General features: G+C 58.7%; 12 protein-coding genes and 2 pseudogenes. 10 read left to right on the forward strand and 4 right to left on the reverse strand.

What is annotated here, in order from left to right:
* The first annotated feature begins 833 nt into the window (after nucleotides 1–833).
* The 7 genes from ABIA40_RS01050 to ABIA40_RS01080 all read left to right on the forward strand — a co-directional run bounded on the left by ABIA40_RS01050 (nucleotide 834) and on the right by ABIA40_RS01080 (nucleotide 10243).
* Nucleotides 834–1619, forward strand: coding sequence for a LuxR family transcriptional regulator (locus tag ABIA40_RS01050; protein ID WP_404538283.1), 786 nt, complete (start codon nucleotides 834–836; stop codon nucleotides 1617–1619).
* Between the two features lie 259 nt (nucleotides 1620–1878).
* Entirely contained in the window at nucleotides 1879–2016 is a 138-nt protein-coding gene (locus tag ABIA40_RS01055; RefSeq protein WP_404538286.1) for a hypothetical protein, read from the forward strand.
* 1640 nt (nucleotides 2017–3656) lie between these two features.
* Nucleotides 3657–5162: an RNA polymerase factor sigma-54 gene (gene rpoN / locus ABIA40_RS01060; protein ID WP_404538289.1), complete on the forward strand. Its 1506-nt coding sequence runs from the start codon at nucleotides 3657–3659 to the stop codon at nucleotides 5160–5162.
* 2633 nt (nucleotides 5163–7795) lie between these two features.
* Nucleotides 7796–8056, forward strand: a complete 261-nt coding sequence (locus ABIA40_RS01065; RefSeq protein WP_404538290.1) for a multiubiquitin domain-containing protein — start codon at nucleotides 7796–7798, stop codon at nucleotides 8054–8056.
* Nucleotides 8053–8469, forward strand: a complete 417-nt coding sequence (locus tag ABIA40_RS01070) for an E2/UBC family protein (protein ID WP_404538293.1) — start codon at nucleotides 8053–8055, stop codon at nucleotides 8467–8469. Before ABIA40_RS01065 ends, ABIA40_RS01070 begins: the two co-directional genes overlap by 4 nt.
* Nucleotides 8466–9875, forward strand: coding sequence for a HesA/MoeB/ThiF family protein (locus ABIA40_RS01075; RefSeq protein WP_404538296.1), 1410 nt, complete (start codon nucleotides 8466–8468; stop codon nucleotides 9873–9875). The genes ABIA40_RS01070 and ABIA40_RS01075 overlap by 4 nt, the downstream gene beginning before the upstream one ends.
* Complete coding sequence (locus tag ABIA40_RS01080; RefSeq protein ID WP_404538299.1) at nucleotides 9872–10243, forward strand: DUF6527 family protein; 372 nt, start codon at nucleotides 9872–9874, stop codon at nucleotides 10241–10243. Before ABIA40_RS01075 ends, ABIA40_RS01080 begins: the two co-directional genes overlap by 4 nt.
* Before the next feature lie 219 nt (nucleotides 10244–10462).
* On the opposite strand, the pseudogene ABIA40_RS01085 reads toward ABIA40_RS01080, so the two are convergent.
* Together ABIA40_RS01085 and ABIA40_RS01090 are read right to left on the reverse strand one after the other, a co-directional pair.
* Nucleotides 10463–10946 (reverse strand): annotated as a pseudogene (locus ABIA40_RS01085) (efflux RND transporter permease subunit); the annotation flags it as partial.
* A gap of 67 nt (nucleotides 10947–11013) precedes the next feature.
* Nucleotides 11014–11280 (reverse strand): ABC transporter permease, encoded by a 267-nt coding sequence (locus tag ABIA40_RS01090; protein ID WP_404538302.1) that lies wholly within the window; start codon nucleotides 11278–11280, stop codon nucleotides 11014–11016.
* A 313-nt stretch (nucleotides 11281–11593) separates the two neighbouring features.
* Here ABIA40_RS01090 and ABIA40_RS01095 point away from each other — a divergent pair, with 313 nt between their 5' ends.
* Both ABIA40_RS01095 and ABIA40_RS01100 read left to right on the forward strand, forming a co-directional pair.
* Nucleotides 11594–12670, forward strand: a complete 1077-nt coding sequence (locus ABIA40_RS01095; protein WP_404538305.1) for a M28 family metallopeptidase — start codon at nucleotides 11594–11596, stop codon at nucleotides 12668–12670.
* A gap of 13 nt (nucleotides 12671–12683) precedes the next feature.
* The gene (locus ABIA40_RS01100; RefSeq protein WP_404538308.1) at nucleotides 12684–14537 is read left to right on the forward strand and encodes a hypothetical protein; all 1854 of its coding nucleotides are present in this window, start codon (nucleotides 12684–12686) and stop codon (nucleotides 14535–14537) included.
* 42 nt (nucleotides 14538–14579) lie between these two features.
* Here the strand turns inward: ABIA40_RS01100 and ABIA40_RS01105 are convergent.
* Nucleotides 14580–14700: pseudogene (locus tag ABIA40_RS01105) on the reverse strand (thiamine phosphate synthase); the annotation flags it as partial.
* 622 nt (nucleotides 14701–15322) lie between these two features.
* Here ABIA40_RS01105 and ABIA40_RS01110 point away from each other — a divergent pair.
* Nucleotides 15323–15541, forward strand: a complete 219-nt coding sequence (locus ABIA40_RS01110) for a hypothetical protein (protein ID WP_370157604.1) — start codon at nucleotides 15323–15325, stop codon at nucleotides 15539–15541.
* A 331-nt stretch (nucleotides 15542–15872) separates the two neighbouring features.
* On the opposite strand, the gene ABIA40_RS01115 is transcribed toward ABIA40_RS01110, so the two are convergent.
* Entirely contained in the window at nucleotides 15873–16043 is a 171-nt protein-coding gene (locus tag ABIA40_RS01115) for a hypothetical protein (RefSeq protein ID WP_404538311.1), read from the reverse strand.
* Nucleotides 16044–16349: the final 306 nt, after the last annotated feature.

Consider the following 16349-nt stretch of genomic DNA (forward strand, 5'->3'; position numbering starts at 1 on the left):
GCTGCTCAAAGACCCCGCAAGACTAAACTGCTGCCCCGCTGTTCGATTTAAAGGATGGAAAGGCCCGTACTGTATTTGGCTTGCGTGTTAGGACCGCACGGGCAGCGCCCATCCCGTCCGCGTCAATGCAGGTGAGGCAACCGCTATCATGCTCTTGATCTATATCAATTCGATGTCGCGCCTGACGACGTCGTCGCATGTTTGACGTATGTCGCATCCGCTCGAAACAACTCAGATGAGACCGTCTTTCTCTGAGTGCCTCTCTCTTAAGAGGCCATTTTGCCAAATCGGAAAGTGGTACGAGAATTGCTGTGCCCACTATGCTGGTTCTTGGAAGTCCTGAGGATCGCATGCACGGTGTCGTCCTTATCAAGCAGCTGGTTGTCAATGTCCGCAAGTGGCGGCCCAACATGCGCAAGCGCCTGAGAGGGGCTGCACCGGTCCGTGACCTGAGGCGTGTCGAGCTGCGCGAAGAGTTCCGCGCCGAGCGCACTTCTTTACGTCGCCGCCTGAGACGTTGGTATGTTCTTACGAGAAGTGCTGACCTTGTCCGCCGCAACCGTTGCATCATTTGCCAGCCATTCTTTCGAGAGTCTGGATACGCACGTGACGATTCGGCAGCTCGGATAGCAACCCGACCGGTCGGCAACGAACCAAGTCAGCTCCGCGTTCGCTCAACCTGCGGGTGGGGGCGCGCCGGTTTGCTCCACCTATCTGATCGGTACGCGCTGGGACCCGGGCAAACATTTCGGGCTCGGTGCTTTCCTTCCCGCGCGGGCGTCCAGCTGCAACAAGCAGATCCAACATCTGTATAAGTAAAATGGGAAATAGAAATGGATGACCAATCGCACGGCCAAATGCCACTCTCTTCAAGAGGACGGGAAAGCCGCGGGCCAGACCTATTCAGCTTCGTCGAATGCGCTACACAGACAAGATCAATCAAAGCGCTGTTCGAGCTTCTTGTGAGTTTCGCGAGCAATGAAGGCTTTAATAAAGTCGCGTACGGAGCACTCACCTGCTCGAATGAGCGTCGTCTGCTGGACTATCTGCCGCCCCCGCCAACGATAAACTTCCCGTCTGATTGGTGCCAACGCTATGCTGAGCAAGAGTATCGAGCGATCGACCCGGTAGTCCGGCGGACAGCAATGCTGCCAAGGCCCTTTCTTTGGGATGACCTAACCAATAAATATAAACTTCAGCCCCGTGAGCTGCGCGTCTTGCACGAGGCCAGAGAAGCAGGTCTTAAGCATGGCATAAGCGTGCCATTGTTTGGATCGCAAGGCCGATTGGCTTTCGTATCGTTTGCATCTCCCTTCGATGATGCCGATCCACAGCATCGCATGGCTCATCTCGCGACATTGGCGTCGGCGTTTCACAACGCTGTCGCGCAGATTACACCGCCTGTTGATGAAGGTTTCGAGCCAGACATTCCGCTAACCGAGCGAGAAACAGAGTGCCTATACTGGGTCGCAGAAGGAAAGTCAGCCTGGGTAATCGGGCGACTTGTGGATGTCAGCGAGAATACCGTCAACTTTCACATGAAGAACGTCGTCAGAAAGCTAGGGGCGGCGAACCGGACAAATGCTGTACACAAAGCAACCCGACGCCGCCTCATTTAAGTCCGCGCCCGTTTAAAGTCACATCAAAGGCTCCGTCTTCGGGCTCTTCTGTTATTGCCGCGGGTCGGGACAACCGATCTCAAGTGGCTTCGACGATGTACTTCAACGGAAGCGGCTCAAACCAGATAGCTGGGCAGGCAAGCGCATCAGGCGCGCCTATGCGGTGTCCCTCAACAGCGCCCGGTGTGGACTTGGGGCCTCGTCGTTGCATGCAAGTCTCGTTGCGCCAGACACAATCCGCCTCTCAAGCGATCTAGTGTTGCTAAACACGCTGCTCAACGAGACGGCGGAAGACGCCGACATCATCTTCATTCTCTCCAGCGACCGTCCCGAGGCGATCGAGGCCGCGCCAGCCTCCCGGCCTTATCGATCAGGCAATCGAGGTGCCGCTGCCTGATCCGATCCGCCGAGGCAATGGTTCGCCCTATGGCAGCGGCTTGCCGGTGGACCAAGCCATGGTCGTTGAAGTCGTGCGTTTCACCGCGGGGGCAGCGCCGCCTTACAATTGTGGCGCGATTTCCATCAACGTGAATCCACCTGCTCGTGCAGCGAGGTCAATCTAGGCATTGTGGTAAGGGTTCTCCAGTCATCGACCTTGCCGCATGTTTGATCTGGCAGGAGGTGAGCAGGCCAGGACAATATCGCCGTGGCGGCCGCTGATAGCAAACGGTCTTGATCTTGATCCGTCGCTTGAACTCTTCGTGCGGCCGCTCAATGGTGTTAGTGACCGGTATGAGATCTGCCGGTGCCAACGTTCCGCTGCGGTGTTCTATAGCGTGGTGTATGGTACATCGGCACAGGGGCAGCAGGAGCACGAATCGTGGGTCCGGCGATACAGGCAATGAGCCGGGAGTTCGAGTTGGGAGCTGGCCACCTCTGCGACTCACTGCGTTGTAGCAAGAGCGCACTGCGGTGTAGCAAGAGCGCTAACTCGCACTTTTCGTCTCGCCGCAGCTCAGATGCCGATGAGACGAGTGATTGGACTCGGCATCGAGCGAAGCTTTGGAGGGATGTTCGGGGTGGCGGCAGGCTCCGCCGGCAGCACTGATATGACGCGGAGTGCGTCAAGGGCTGGCAAGACTCTGCTGGCCAGCGATGAGGTGGTGCTCGAGGTCATAGGCACAGCATGGCGGTCTAGGCGCGTGCGCACGCCTTTCGCCCCGTGTGATTGTCGGCAGTCCGCTGCAAGCGAAGCAACTCGCGCAGGCTCTCGACAAACCGACAAGATCGTCCCGGTCACGCCGGCCAATTTGGAGGAGGAAGGAACTTTCCCAGAGTCGGATGCGTGAGAGGCCAAGAAGCGACATCGCGAATAGTTGGGACCTTCGCCAGGATAAGCCGAAGCGCAGGCACAATAGTGCCCGCTGTTCGATCTTCCGCCGAGGCCTCAGCAACTTGGGGAAGGGACTTGTTTTCGACGCACATGGGGCAGGCGCTGCGCTAACAAACGCCGGGCTTTAGGCAGCCGAACGCGACGGTAACCTCGCAATCTGTTTTGGCGCAGGGCCGATCTCGCGGCCAGTTCAACCCGCCACCTCAACTGTTTTGACTGCCAGCCTTAGTGCCAATCCGTTTGGGCAACGTTCTTCCACGTTGGCTTCAAAGTTCGCGCCAATTCCGAGCGTGCAGCAAGGCTCTTTGTTAATGGGCTATCAGAGTGGCGGGCAGGCACCGATCCTAAGCCCAGCGCACCTTTTGCTGGTAGTCCTACGGGATGGGTAGGATCGCGGCTACTCTCAGAAGTCACCGAAACTGCCGCGGGCTGCCCGCTCCTTCATCGGAGTGTCGCCACAGTGAAACTGTCCTGTTGGTTCATGTCCTCGGGTCAAAGTGCCACCTCCTAATCTCTAGTTCTCTAGTCTCACGAACAACGGAACTTAACGAAGGAGTTCCGCAAGTGTTTCGGTGTCCAGCTGTTGGCTGCCTTCATTAAATATCTCACCTCGCATCTACTTTTGCGCGACATCAAATACGCGTGGATCAGCTCCTGACTAGATGAGCAAAACGCGGGCCAACTTCAGGAAAGGTTCTTGCTTCATGGCGCTCACGCAGAGATTAGAGTTCCGGCAGTCGCAGTCGCTGATCATGACGCCGCAGCTGATGCAGGCGATCAAGCTGCTGCAATTGTCCAATCTCGACCTCATGACCTTCGTGGAGGAGGAGCTCGAGCGAAACCCGCTGCTCGAGCGAGCCAATGACGGTGTAGCTGGTGCCGAAGCCCCGACTGAAGTCGATCAGGTCAGCGGCGAACAGCTGGCCGAGGCAGCGGCGCGCAACGCCCAGGATGCCGCGCCGACCACCTATACCGAATGGGGCGGCGGCGCCTCCGGTGACGAAGACTACAATCTCGAAGCTTTTGTCGCGGCCGAGACAACCTTGTCGGACCATCTCGCCGAGCAGCTCTCGGTGGCCTTCACCGCGCCCGCGCAGCGCATGATCGGCCAGTACCTGATCGACCTCGTCGACGAGGCCGGCTATCTGCCGCCCGATCTCGGCCAAGCCGCCGAGCGTCTCGGCGCGTCGCAGGCCGAGGTCGAAAGCGTCCTCGCCGTGCTGCAAAAATTCGATCCGCCCGGGGTCTGCGCGCGTTCCTTAAGCGAATGCCTGGCGATCCAACTGCGCGAGCTCGACCGCTACGACCCTGCGATGCAGGCGCTGGTCGAGCATCTCGATCTGCTCGCCAAGCGCGACATCGCGGCTCTTCGCAAGATCTGCGGCGTCGACGACGAGGACATCGCCGACATGATCGGCGAGATCCGCCGCCTCAATCCCAAGCCCGGCATGAAGTTCGGCTCGGCGCGCCTGCAGACCATGGTGCCCGACGTCTATGTCCGTCCGGGTCCCGACGGCGGCTGGCATGTCGAGCTCAATAGCGACACCTTGCCGCGCGTGCTGGTCAACCAGACCTATTATTCCGAGCTGTCGAAGAAGATCGGCAAGGACGGCGACAAGTCCTATTTCACCGATGCCTTGCAGAACGCGACCTGGCTCGTGCGCGCGCTCGATCAGCGCGCCCGCACCATCCTGAAAGTGGCGACCGAGATCGTGCGCCAGCAGGACGGGTTCTTCACCCACGGCGTCGCCCATTTGCGCCCGCTCAATCTGAAGGCCGTCGCCGACGCCATCCAGATGCACGAATCCACGGTGTCGCGTGTCACCGCCAACAAATACATGGCGACCAACCGCGGCACGTTCGAGCTGAAATATTTCTTTACGGCCTCGATCGCCTCGGCCGACGGGGGCGAAGCGCATTCGGCGGAAGCGGTGCGTCACCACATCAAGCAGCTGATCGATTCGGAGGAGCCCTCCGCCATCCTGTCGGACGACACCATCGTGGAACGCTTGCGCGCCTCGGGCATTGATATTGCCCGCCGCACGGTCGCGAAGTACCGCGAAGCCATGCGCATACCCTCCTCGGTGCAACGCCGCCGCGACAAGCAGTGGTCAACGATGAACAGTCGAACACCGGCAGGAACTGGCCTCCATGAAGAAACTCCCAGCCCTCAATTTGGAATCAACAAGCTACGCTTTAGACTTCCCTGAAAGGGCGTCTTTGGCACGACATTTGTTGATTGGTGAGTGAACGAAGCCGCTCGCGCCGACTCCCGTCTGAGAGGATCCGAGCGTTCTCATGACGTTCTGCTCCGAAAGTCGGGTTTTCTGATGGCTCAGGTGAGCCGCCGCATGATCGAGGACATACGGTGGGCAATTTGTCGCCGGCAACGCAGCCGATCATATCTCAACGCGGTATCGATGCCTAAGCCGATTTTTTAGCCGATCGCCCGCGCGGAGGATGTTCATACGTTCCAGGTTCACCTGGTGGTGACAGGTCTCTTGGTCGCATCTCAACCAGATGGTCTGTGCGTTGCACCTTTCCGACGGCGTGACGCTCGGCCACAGTGAGATTCCCGAGCGCATCGTCTACGCGCGATAGCCTCGCAAGCTGCCGATCGTGCTGATTGCCGAGAAGGTGGTGAGCTTGCTGAAGCCAATCCTGAGCCTAAGGAGCCGCATAGAGCTGACGACGTCTATGCCGCAGGATTATGCGTGTCGGAAGTGGCTTTCCTCGCGATCCCGGATATCGACAGACAGCGGATGGCAATCCGGGTCGAGCGGGCAAACCCGGCAGGGACGTCATGCTGTCGCCAGGACTTCTTAACACTCTAAGGGCCCCTTGGTGGCTAACCCGACCGACACGCGGGCTATTTGCCGGCCGGGAACGTTAGCGGCCGCTTAATGCGACCGTTCTATATGCTGCATGCCGCTCGGCCCGCATCGCAGCGGATGTGAACAAACGCGTGACGGTGCACACAGTGCGACACAGTTTTGGCGCCCCATCTTCTAGAGTGGCGCCGACATTCGTGTGATCCATTGTTGATGCGGTCTGCGCCGCAATCGGCCAGGCACTTGACGCCTTCTATGCTTTGACCGTGGGCCAGCCGACCAGGCACCGGATCTCGCAGGTCTTTGGGAAGCCGAATTCCACGTCGACGTACTGAGCAGCAATCGGGCTCTGGGATAGGCGAGGGGCGGCGTGATCCGAAGCCTAGAAAGGCTCGGAGCTCGATGCAAGCGAAGTCGGCGTCGACGTCCTCGCTCTCGCGGCGATGGTGCACGCCGCTGACAGAGGGATGAATCGGCTCGGCGGAACATCCAACGTAGCCGCGCCGACGTGCAGGTCGGCGGGCAACGCCTTGCTCATAGAGTCTTGAGATACTCGACAAGCGCTCGCCGTTCGGCGTCGGTCAATTCTGGTCCGATCACGCCCGGCGGCAGGTTCCTTGCAGACGAGCGTGATCAGCATGGCAATTGCGAGGATGAACAGCATGTTCGCTCAAACGCGAGCGCCTGGTCCTGAATGCGCAAGATGCTGCCGACTCCCTCGACCTCACCCGTCTTTCGCGCGGGCCGTGATGCAAATTGACCTGCTGTGGCGGCGATGATCGGGAGTGCTCCAAGCAGGACGGGAGCAAGTTATATAAGGCAAGGCGCCTCGAAGGATTAGGGATTTGCGGCAGGGATGCAGTTGCGAGCCGAAACGCTTGCCAAATTGTTATGGCAATTAGGCCCAGGGCAGCAAACTCCCTGAACGTCACCCAACCAAGGCCGTTCGCGGCTATCCAGTAGAGCTCCTGAATCTGATCTGGCAAGTAGAGCAATACTGAGATGGCTGCCGACAGAACAATGATCCATCGAAGCTTGCGGAACAAAGTAAATAGTTGCTCGCGCACAGTGATCGCGTCATCTCCCTCACAAGAGATCGCTGGCAAACCACTGAAACAGGCTCGGGTACTAGGCATTCGCGCCAGCTCACGTTGAAATTGTTCAGCCCGTAGCGTACGGGCGACTTGAAACAGATTGACTTTTGGGACACGCCCTTAGGTAGCGCGTCAATATTGCGCACTTCCCTGCAGCAGCGTGCCGGCTTTGTCGATATGTTCTGCGTGGCTCTCGGAGAGTTTTCCTGCGAATGGCCGCCACTTCTTTGCATGGTAGCGCAAATCACTTGCCGACGTATGACTCCCCTTGAGGCGGCTGGCAAACCTGATCGCAAACGCTCAGTACGACCGCACGGTTGCGTGTGGGGAGAATACGCGCTTGCCAGGCACGGGGGTGCGAGATGGTCCGCGACGAAGCTGCGATCGAGTGGCCTTCGATAGCGACGTCTTGCGGCTTGAACACGGGAGCCCCGCGCTCTCGTTCATCGCGAGTCCCGGCCGAAACGCACAAAATGGGCGCCGCCGTTGCTCTAGTATTGGAAATACGAAGTTTGGAAGCAAGGTGTGATGGCGCCACTGCCGAAGGCAGAGAGTTTGGATCAGAAGATCCAAGCAAAGCAGACAGCCGGGTGCTCACGGTCATGCTTGTCGATGACTACTGAACAAAGCAAGAAGTGGCCGCCTTTCATATAGACGCGACGGGTCAATGCCTCTGGAGGAGGAGTACGTTGTGGGGGCCATTGGATGGCCCGTCGGATCGTCACGCGATTAGGCGCCCGATCAGCGCGGATTTGACTTGGACGGCCCCCGTCCACGACCCCCGCAAGTGTATGCGAGGGTTCTTTTTCAAAAAGGCCATTGGCTTTTGGAAAGAGTACGCATCTTGTCTCACAACTAGCGCGGGCGTATGCTGCAACTGATTCCACCTGAGTTGTATCGCCGCTGAGGAAGAAACTTATGGCAGAGGACAAAAAGAGCAACGAGAAGCTCATCGTAAACAAGAAAGAACATGATTGGCCGAAGCAGTTCATAGAGGGCGCAGAGATCAAGACGCTCGCTGGTTCACCGCTAGACTGGGTCGTGAATATGAGCGTGCCCGGCACCGGGGAAGATCCCGAAATCGGCGACACGCAAGAAGTCGATCTTAGTGAGCATGCAGAGCCAAAAGGAATCAAGCGGTTCACGACGCGCAAACCTACTACTTCGCCGGGCCAATGACATTTCTCCCTGAAGATGATGTGGAGTTTCTTCGGCGAAAGGCGATTCCATATGAACTGAAGAGTGAGACACCGCCGGGCGGTACAGTTCGCAATGGCATTATTCTCCCGGACTTTCAATTTGCCGGTAATCTTTTTACTCGCGAGGGCGAACAGCTTGTGAGCTGTACGACGTGCGACCTCATGATACTGATCCCGCCGCAGTACGCGACGACTAAGCTCGACAGCTTCTATACTCGCCCTTACCTGAAAAGACAGGACGGCAGCGACCCACAGAACACGGCGATTGATCAAGAGCTTTTTGGTGCGAAATGGCAGTTTTGGTCACGTCATCTAGCAAAGGACCAATGGCGGCCAGATATCGATGGCTTGGAAACCTACCTACAGCACGTTCGGGACGCCCTTAAGGTATGATCCGCGTAACATTCACAATCCTTGAAGAGCAGCGTGCGCTCTTGCAGCGAAGTATATTCCGGGACGAGAGCGAGTATGCTGCACTTCTCCTGTGTGGGCGCTCCCGTTCTCACGACCCGTGGACGGGTGGGGAAGAGGAGCGGATTGTTGCACGCGAGATTATTGAGGTGCCCGAAAGTGCATTCATCGAACGCTCTCCGGTTGGCTTTACCTGGTTAACGGCACCGTTTTACCAGGCGCTGAAGCGTGCTGAGCCCCAGAACTTTGCGGTAGCGGTCATCCATTCACATCCCGCCGGGTACCTTCGCTTCTCGAGTGCGGACGATCTCGCGGAAAAGGAAACCTTTGAGATCGCGTTTAACCGGCTGGAGAGTGATCGACCGCATCTCTCGCTTATCATGACGGCTGATGGGCGGTTGGCCGGACGTGCCTACGGTCCGAACCTCAAGCCTCGTCCCCTCGATATGATTCGCGTGCTGGGATCTCGCTGGCGGTTCACATACCCAGAAGTCAACACTGAAACTGCGCGCCCGGCATTCGATCGCCAGGTCAGGGCGTTCGGCCAGCAGTCTACCTTGGACTTGTCGCGACTGCGCATCGGTGTCGTCGGGTGCGGAGGGACGGGCTCTGCCGTTGCGGCTCTTCTCGCAAGGATCGGCGTGCGGCACTTGGCACTTTTTGATACCGATTTCATCGACGAAACGAACCTGAACCGGCTACATTACTCGACGCGGACCGACGCGAACCTTCGCAGATTGAAAGTTGATGTGCTCGGCGAAGCAATCGCTGGAATCGGTCTTCCGATTTCGGTTGCGCGTATTCCGCACCACGTCGAGGACATCGAGGCGCGGGACGCCCTCAAGTCATGTGACGTGGTTTTTGGTTGTACCGATGATCACTTGGGCCGGAATGTGCTCAACCGATTGGCGCATTTCTATTTCATTCCGATCATCGACCTCGGGCTGCTCATCGACCCGCGTAGCGACGGGGGCTACGATGCGTTTGACGGACGAGTCACTGTCGTCCAGCCAGGCAGCCCCTGCCAGGTGTGCAGGGGATTGATCAAATCTGACATCATGCTTCACGAGGGTCTTCGGCGAAAAGATCCTGCAGTTTACGAGCAAAGAAGGCGGGCGGGTTATGTCGCAGATGCGGCTGATCCAAGTCCCGTTGTCGTAACGTTTACCACTGAAGTCGCAACGATGGCGGTCAATGAGTTGTTCCAGCGGTTAAACGTCTTTAGGGGAGACAACGGTGCGGCCTCTGAGCGCGTACGAAGGTTCGATGAAGTAAAAGAACCCGACCTCTTGCCTTCTGGCAAATCACGGCCAGGCTGCAAGTTGTGCAATCGGCGCCGCTACGATGGTAGAGGTGATATGGATCCGTTTCTGGATACTACCTCATGATGCGACTGCCACTCTCCTGGGTTCAATTTTTGATTGATCTCGGGCTTCTTCGTCGTCCCGATTTCCTGGTGAAAGATGTGCCGGAGCTACCGGATGAGTTCGGCGACGGCTTTGTTTTTCGGGAAGTGCGCGGAGGTTACCAGAAATGGCTTCACCTGAAGTGCCCTCGATGCGGCGAGCATATTCAGATCCAGTTGGCAGGAGCTCGGCGCTGGTGCATATCGATAGATTGGCTGAACAGGCCGACGGTCGACCCTTCGATCTGGCAGACGGGAAGCTGCCAAGCCCACTTTTTCATTCGCAAAGGTGCTATCGATTGGTGCGGAGATGTAGAAGCACCTCGTCAGGGAGTCTCGCGGTATGTCTGACATCCATTTGCGATGTTTGCACGATCGGCCAAGGCGTCGGTGATCTTGAGCACCGCTGCCTTATTCAAAGTTGTGAGGTCAACCCGAGTGCCACTATCGTGAGCCCCGTGACGACCAGAGCAATGACTTGGGCGCCGAACAAATGATGATAGGTGCGGTCGGCAGGCGCAGACAGCATGACGGCCTACTCTGCGGCCCGATTGTGGACCAAGGACCGGGTGAGCGGCTGCGTCTCATGGTCGAGGCCGGAGCCGCGAACCGGGCGTAGAGCGCCGGTAATACGACGAGCGCCAGCAGGTCGCGGTGAGGAGGCCGCCAATCACGACCGTCGCGAGCGGCTTCTGGACCTCGGCACCTGTCCCGTCGCAAGCGCCGTCGGCACGAATGCGAGAGAAGCGAGACAATGTCAGCACACCGTCGCATGGCGTCGTAGGGGCGGTACTGTCCGCGATCAGCCTGCGGACCTGCGTTAGCATCACCAGCCCGTCCAATACGGCGGACAGCGGCCGACCGCCGCCGAGATCGAGAATGGTCTACTGAGGAGCCAAAGCGCAGCGATTCCCCCGGTCAGCGCCAACGGCACGCTGCTGAAGACGAGGGCCGCGTCCGCGCCGAGCGCCCCGAGCAGAAGCAGAAAGATTAGGCCAAAGACAGCGGGCACCGCGGAGACCAGCCGCTGCCGCGCGACGGCGAAGTTTTCGAACTAGCCGCCCCAGGGCGCGCGACCCAGCCTTACTTGGCCGGCACATTGCCGCAGTTGAGGTGCGCGCCTAGTACGCGGGCGCCGCCAGCGGTGATCGCGGCCGCGAAGTGTTCAGCGGGAAAATTCGATCGGGACGTAGCCGGTGGCGATGATCGGTCAGCAGGTGTGCGCCGCCCAGGACCACGGCCAGCGCTCCTAGCCCGGTCCCACCGGCAATCAGGAACATGATCAGGAATTGATATTTTACCGCATCGACCGGCTCGACGCCCGCGAGAATCTGGCCAGTCGTCGTCCCCAGCAAGGAAACAAGGCCGATTGTCCACTCGGCCTGCAATATTGCCCCCCTAAGCTCCGATGGTCGCTGGCAACCCCGCCGCCACTCCGCATGGCAGCCTAACCTCCGCAGAGGCTCCACCTATCGATGCGGAGAAATCTGTTCAGACAACCGCGCCCAGCTCATCAGTTTCCGCGATGATTTCGTCATTGTTTTCCGTGTTCGGGTATGCCCGTGCGCATGTTGCGTCTGTGCTAGGGGCGGCGTCCGAACGCCAACGCGACCCCGTTTCCCTGCTTCTCCGAATACAATTTTACAAGGAGCGTGATATAGATTACACTATCTGATTGATAAAGCGCGTTACGATCGCGTTGTGATTTTGCGGCTGATGCTAACGCGGATGCCAGACATGCATATTCTTAATCGTCATTTCGTGACGCGACGTCAGGCGTGCATTGCACTGGGCGGTCTTGTGCTCACCGCTATGACGGGCCGGTCCCGCGCCCATCAATCCCAGCTCTATCCTCTGGAAGAGAAGAAGCGCGACAAGGCGCGTGGGCGCACCGACAGTCAGTCGTCTAAGAGCAAGAAAAAGGACGCGGGCATTGAGACGGTCATCGGCAAGATCGACGGCGCCCGCATGAACGAAACGCTAAAGGCGCTGACGGCATTCCCGACCCGCTGGTCAAAGTCGCCGACGCTCGCCCAGGCCCGCGATTTCATCAAGCAGCAATTCCTCGGCTTTGGTTATGACGCCAGACGCGTCCAGCTTATCGAGTACAAGCTGGACGACGGAACGGTCGGCCGCAGCGTGATATGCGCGCCGGAGCGGCTAGATCAGGGCTTTGTCCTGATCGGCGCCCATTACGACTCGATTTCGGAAACGCCGGGCGTGTCAGCTCCCGGCGCTGACGACGACGGCAGCGGAATTGCCGTCGTGCTGGAGATGGCGCGCATCTTTGCCGGCGTCGGGCTGAAACGCGGCGTGATGTTCGCGGCTTTCGGGGGCGAGGAGCAGGGGCTGTTCGGCAGCCAGGCGGTCGCCGATCAAGCCGCCAGGGACAGATGGGCTATCGACGTCATGGTCAACCTCGACATGGTCGGCTTTGTCGATCCGCAACGTCCGACCAACATCGTGGTCGAATACGACATGGGCAACAAGGACCCGAGAAACGACGCCGCGGCGAAGGCTTTCGGGCTGCAGATGGCGCAACATGCGGCCGACTATACCGGCATGACCGTCGAGCACACCGACATCTGGAGCAGCGACTACATGCCGTTCGAGGCCAAGGGCTTCCCCTGCATCGGCCTCTATGACGGCGGGGCGGACGCATCTTTCTATCATACGACGCAGGACAAGATCGCACAGGTCGATATGGTGCGGCTGACCGATGTGGCCCGTCTTGTCTGTGCCTTCTTGGCCACCACTGCGGAACTCAAATCATCCTGACCGGAGCACGCCAATGTTGATAACGAAAGGAAGTGCCACTTTCCGCGAGAAGATAATCATCTCATGTCTAGCTGCGTTTGCCGCAGGCGCGGCCTGGCCTGCCGCCGCCCAGACCCGCGACACCATCAACCGTCTGCCGAACACGATCTACCTGCCGGACGCCGCCCCTGCCGGGCCCTCGGACAAGAACGTCGTCAAGAGTCTGTCGGCGTTGCCGTCAGCAACGCTCGATCTCAAGGGCACGGCGACAAATCCGGCGGCGATCTCCGCCGAGGTGCAAAGCTTCGTCGCAAAGAACGCAAAGGAGCTCGGTCTTGAGGGCAACGCCGCCAAGCTGGTTGTTAAGAGTATCCGCGAGACTTTGACCGGCCGCTATGTCAGCATGGAACAGAGGCTGGATGACATCCCGATCATCGACAGTCAGGTCCAGTTGACGGTGAGCGATCAGGGCGCCGTGCAATCCGTAGCGCGCAATGTGGTCGACGTCCCAACGACGAGCGTCGCCTCCGTCAAGAAGACCGCGGAGGTCTCGCAAAAGGCCGCGGAAGACATCGTGTGGAAGGACCTGAATGCGAGTGGCGAATATCTGGAGCCGCCGACGGCCGAGAAGGCCTATTTGAATGAGAATAATATCCTGACGCTGGTCTATGTCGTCAAGATGGCGGTCTCGAAGCCCTTCGGCTACTGGGAATACCGTGTGGATGCCAATACCGGTCGCATCGTCTCTAAGAAAGACAGGGCCATCAAGGAAGGCAAGCACAAGCGCGACTTGCCCGGCAGCCCCGATCTGTCCGCCACCGGCGTACCCGCGGATCGGGAGGCCGCGCTGGCGAAATTCAATCAGCGCATGAAAAGCATGATGCCAGTCGACAATAAGACAGCGAAGGTCGCCACCGGCAAGGGACTGGTGTTCGAGCCTAATCCGGTATCCAGCCTGAACGATACCGGTTTGCAGGACAATGACCCGCCTTCCAAGTTCGACAAGGCCTATGTTGAAGTCACCCTCGTCGGGCTGAGCGAGGTCGGAGGCAAGCTCAATCTGCAGGGTCCTTTGGTTCGCATAGATGATTTCGAACCCGGTGACGGAGGCGCCAGCCGTCCGCCCTCGACATCGACGGGCACATGGACCGCACGCCGCGGCGACAACGCGTTCAACGACGTCATGACCTATTTCTACATTAATAGCAGCATCACCTATCTTCAGAAGATAGGATATACCGGAACGCGAGATCTGTTTCCGAACGGCATCGCTGTCGACACTGACGGTCTCAACGGAGCCGACAATTCACACTTCGTGCCCGGCTCTGACCGGCTGGCCTTCGGCCATGGCTGCGTGGACGACAATGAGGACACTGACGTGATCTTCCACGAACTCGGCCACGCGATTCATAACCATATCAACGTTGACTGGGGCGGTGGAGACTCCGGCGCCATCGGCGAGGGTTTTGGGGATTACTGGGCGATCAGTCAGCGCAAACAGATCAAGAATGGTTTTCAGGTCGATCCGGTTAAAGTGTTCGAGTGGGACGGGATCGATGCGTGCTGGGGCGGCCGACGGGCCGACCGGCTAAATGCGAGGTATGATCCCAATCGCACCTACGGCGCGCACCAGTCGATGGGCAGCTTCGAATCCGACGAGCTGTGGTCGACGCCATTAGTGAGCTCGTTGCTCGAACTCACCGGCGCCGGCGAAACCATCGAGTCGGTCGACCAGGTCGTGCTTGAAGGCATGTCAGGCATCGGCAGCAATTTCACGATGCGGACGCTGGCACTGGCGACGGTCGCCAAGGCGAAGGCGCTGGTTCCCGGCAAACCGCACGCGGCCGTGTTCGAGAAACACTTCAAGCATCACAAGATCATTCCATGATCTCGTGAAGGAGGGTCATGCAGCGGTGGCTTCTTCTGCGAGTCATTGCCGCACCCGCGCGTCGGGGCCGACGTTCTGCGTGACGTCGCTGACGCGCGATCGAATCAGCACCCGCGGCGAAGATCTCGGCTGACTGCTCGAACTTCATGCGGCCGATCGCGACCGACTGCGAACGCATACGGGTTCTTTGGGAAAATATTTGTCATCCGAGCAGATACTCTTTTATCAAATTCGGCAGCGGGGGCCGGAAGGCTGGGCTCACATATGAGATGCGAGTGATCGTTACGCGCAACGACTTGCCTGAATACTGTTTCGCCTGGAGAGAATGAGGGCACGGACGTGTAGCACTCATCGAGATGTTCAGGGGGCCGGCATCGATAAGCACCTTGCAGCCCGATCCCGTCAGCACACCAATGTTGCCTCCGGAGCCTTCCAACACGCTGACATTATTTCGGAGCTCGTGCGTGTTGATGGGCGATGCCACTAGGTCTCGCGCCTCGGCGAGCGCCTCGCGAGGCGTAAGCCATCCACCCGTTGCGGTGTAATGAGCCCCGGCGACGCAGCAAAGACAAAAGCTTCGTCGTGATGCTGATCTTTCCGGTGAAAGTAGTGACATGCCGTGCTCGCTGTCCTGCGGTTGGCCTGGCCACTAACACGCTCCTCGGTCTTTCGGGTTCACCATCCCTTTTCCCTTTTTGCACTTCCGCTAATGACATGGTCCGGCCGTACTCCTGCCTTGCCAGCGATTGAAGCTCGCAAGGGGCTCCAAAGACGAGGAGCGCATCATGTCTCAGCAGATCAATGCCCGGGTTGCCGCTGTCGGCATCGATATTGGTAAGACCTCGTTCCTCATTATTGGTCAGGACCTCAGCTTAAGCCCGCGATCCAGGTCTACCGCTCACACTTGGGAACAGGCGTTGCCGATCGAGTCGAGCCCCTCCGTTGCTGCAACACCAGCGGCTCGCGAGCAGACTCCAGCCGGCGGGTTCCGGCGTGCGACGTAAAAGGCGCGCTCACGGGCGTGCGGATCGAAGCGGTAGCGAAGATGACGGCGCATTTTTTGACTGTGACTGGAGTCCGAACTTCGCGCAGCCTTCGAAACCGGCGTTCTGCCGACAGCAAGCACGCCGTGTCGTCCGGCATCGGGACCAGGTTATTGAAGAGGAGCGGTCGATGTCTCGATAGAAACCGACTTGACCTTCACGAATTGTTTAGTGGCTTCGCAAGGTTTTTCCTTGTGTGGCGCCTGAAAGACAACGCGCAGCCCGCCGGCGAGATCGTCAGGGCCAGGCACCCCCAGCTACGAGAGTACATCCTTGAGCGAAGTAGTAAGCGTTACCGGCGCGAAATATCCGCCGTGCCCGCCATCGCTTCCCCCTCGCTGGGCCACGTGAATGTGCCGAGTTGCCCTACCTTGATCTGCCGGGCGCCCTGCTGGCCGTCCGGCAAGCTCGCAAAGATATTGAAGCTGAAGCCGCCGTCCGCGCCGTTGGCGCCGAGCTCCACGTCTTTGAACGAGCCACGCTGCAGTGATCGCGCCAGGTCCGGATGGAGCGCCCCTGGTGATAAGGCTGTGAATCTGCGTCTGAGCCGATTGAGGTATCTTCAGATCAATCGCCACAGGTTTCGACCTATCTTTCATCTCGGCCACGGCGGCGCGTAGGGCAGTGACCTTCTTTGGACACTGTGAAAAGCCATTTATGTTCTGCCGGATCCTCAAAGCGCCGGTTTGTTTTACCGCGGCGCTTCTTGCGCGGTTTCGAGACGAGATCCTATTATTTTTCGAGATAACACCTCGAGATGTCGGCATCG

It is taken from the genome of Bradyrhizobium sp. USDA 223, assembly GCF_044909005.1.
Classification (GTDB): domain Bacteria; phylum Pseudomonadota; class Alphaproteobacteria; order Rhizobiales; family Xanthobacteraceae; genus Bradyrhizobium; species Bradyrhizobium yuanmingense.

Bases quoted from the DNA above. Each gene is read 5' to 3' on its own strand.
- rpoN (WP_404538289.1), top strand. From the start codon at position 3,657: ATGGCGCTCACGCAGAGATTAGAGTTCCGGCAGTCGCAGTCGCTGATC.
- ABIA40_RS01110 (WP_370157604.1), top strand. From the start codon at position 15,323: ATGTCTCAGCAGATCAATGCCCGGGTTGCCGCTGTCGGCATCGATATT.
- ABIA40_RS01100 (WP_404538308.1), top strand. From the start codon at position 12,684: ATGTTGATAACGAAAGGAAGTGCCACTTTCCGCGAGAAGATAATCATC.
- ABIA40_RS01065 (WP_404538290.1), top strand. From the start codon at position 7,796: ATGGCAGAGGACAAAAAGAGCAACGAGAAGCTCATCGTAAACAAGAAA.
- ABIA40_RS01075 (WP_404538296.1), top strand. From the start codon at position 8,466: ATGATCCGCGTAACATTCACAATCCTTGAAGAGCAGCGTGCGCTCTTG.
- ABIA40_RS01080 (WP_404538299.1), top strand. From the start codon at position 9,872: ATGATGCGACTGCCACTCTCCTGGGTTCAATTTTTGATTGATCTCGGG.
- ABIA40_RS01070 (WP_404538293.1), top strand. From the start codon at position 8,053: ATGACATTTCTCCCTGAAGATGATGTGGAGTTTCTTCGGCGAAAGGCG.
- ABIA40_RS01050 (WP_404538283.1), top strand. From the start codon at position 834: ATGGATGACCAATCGCACGGCCAAATGCCACTCTCTTCAAGAGGACGG.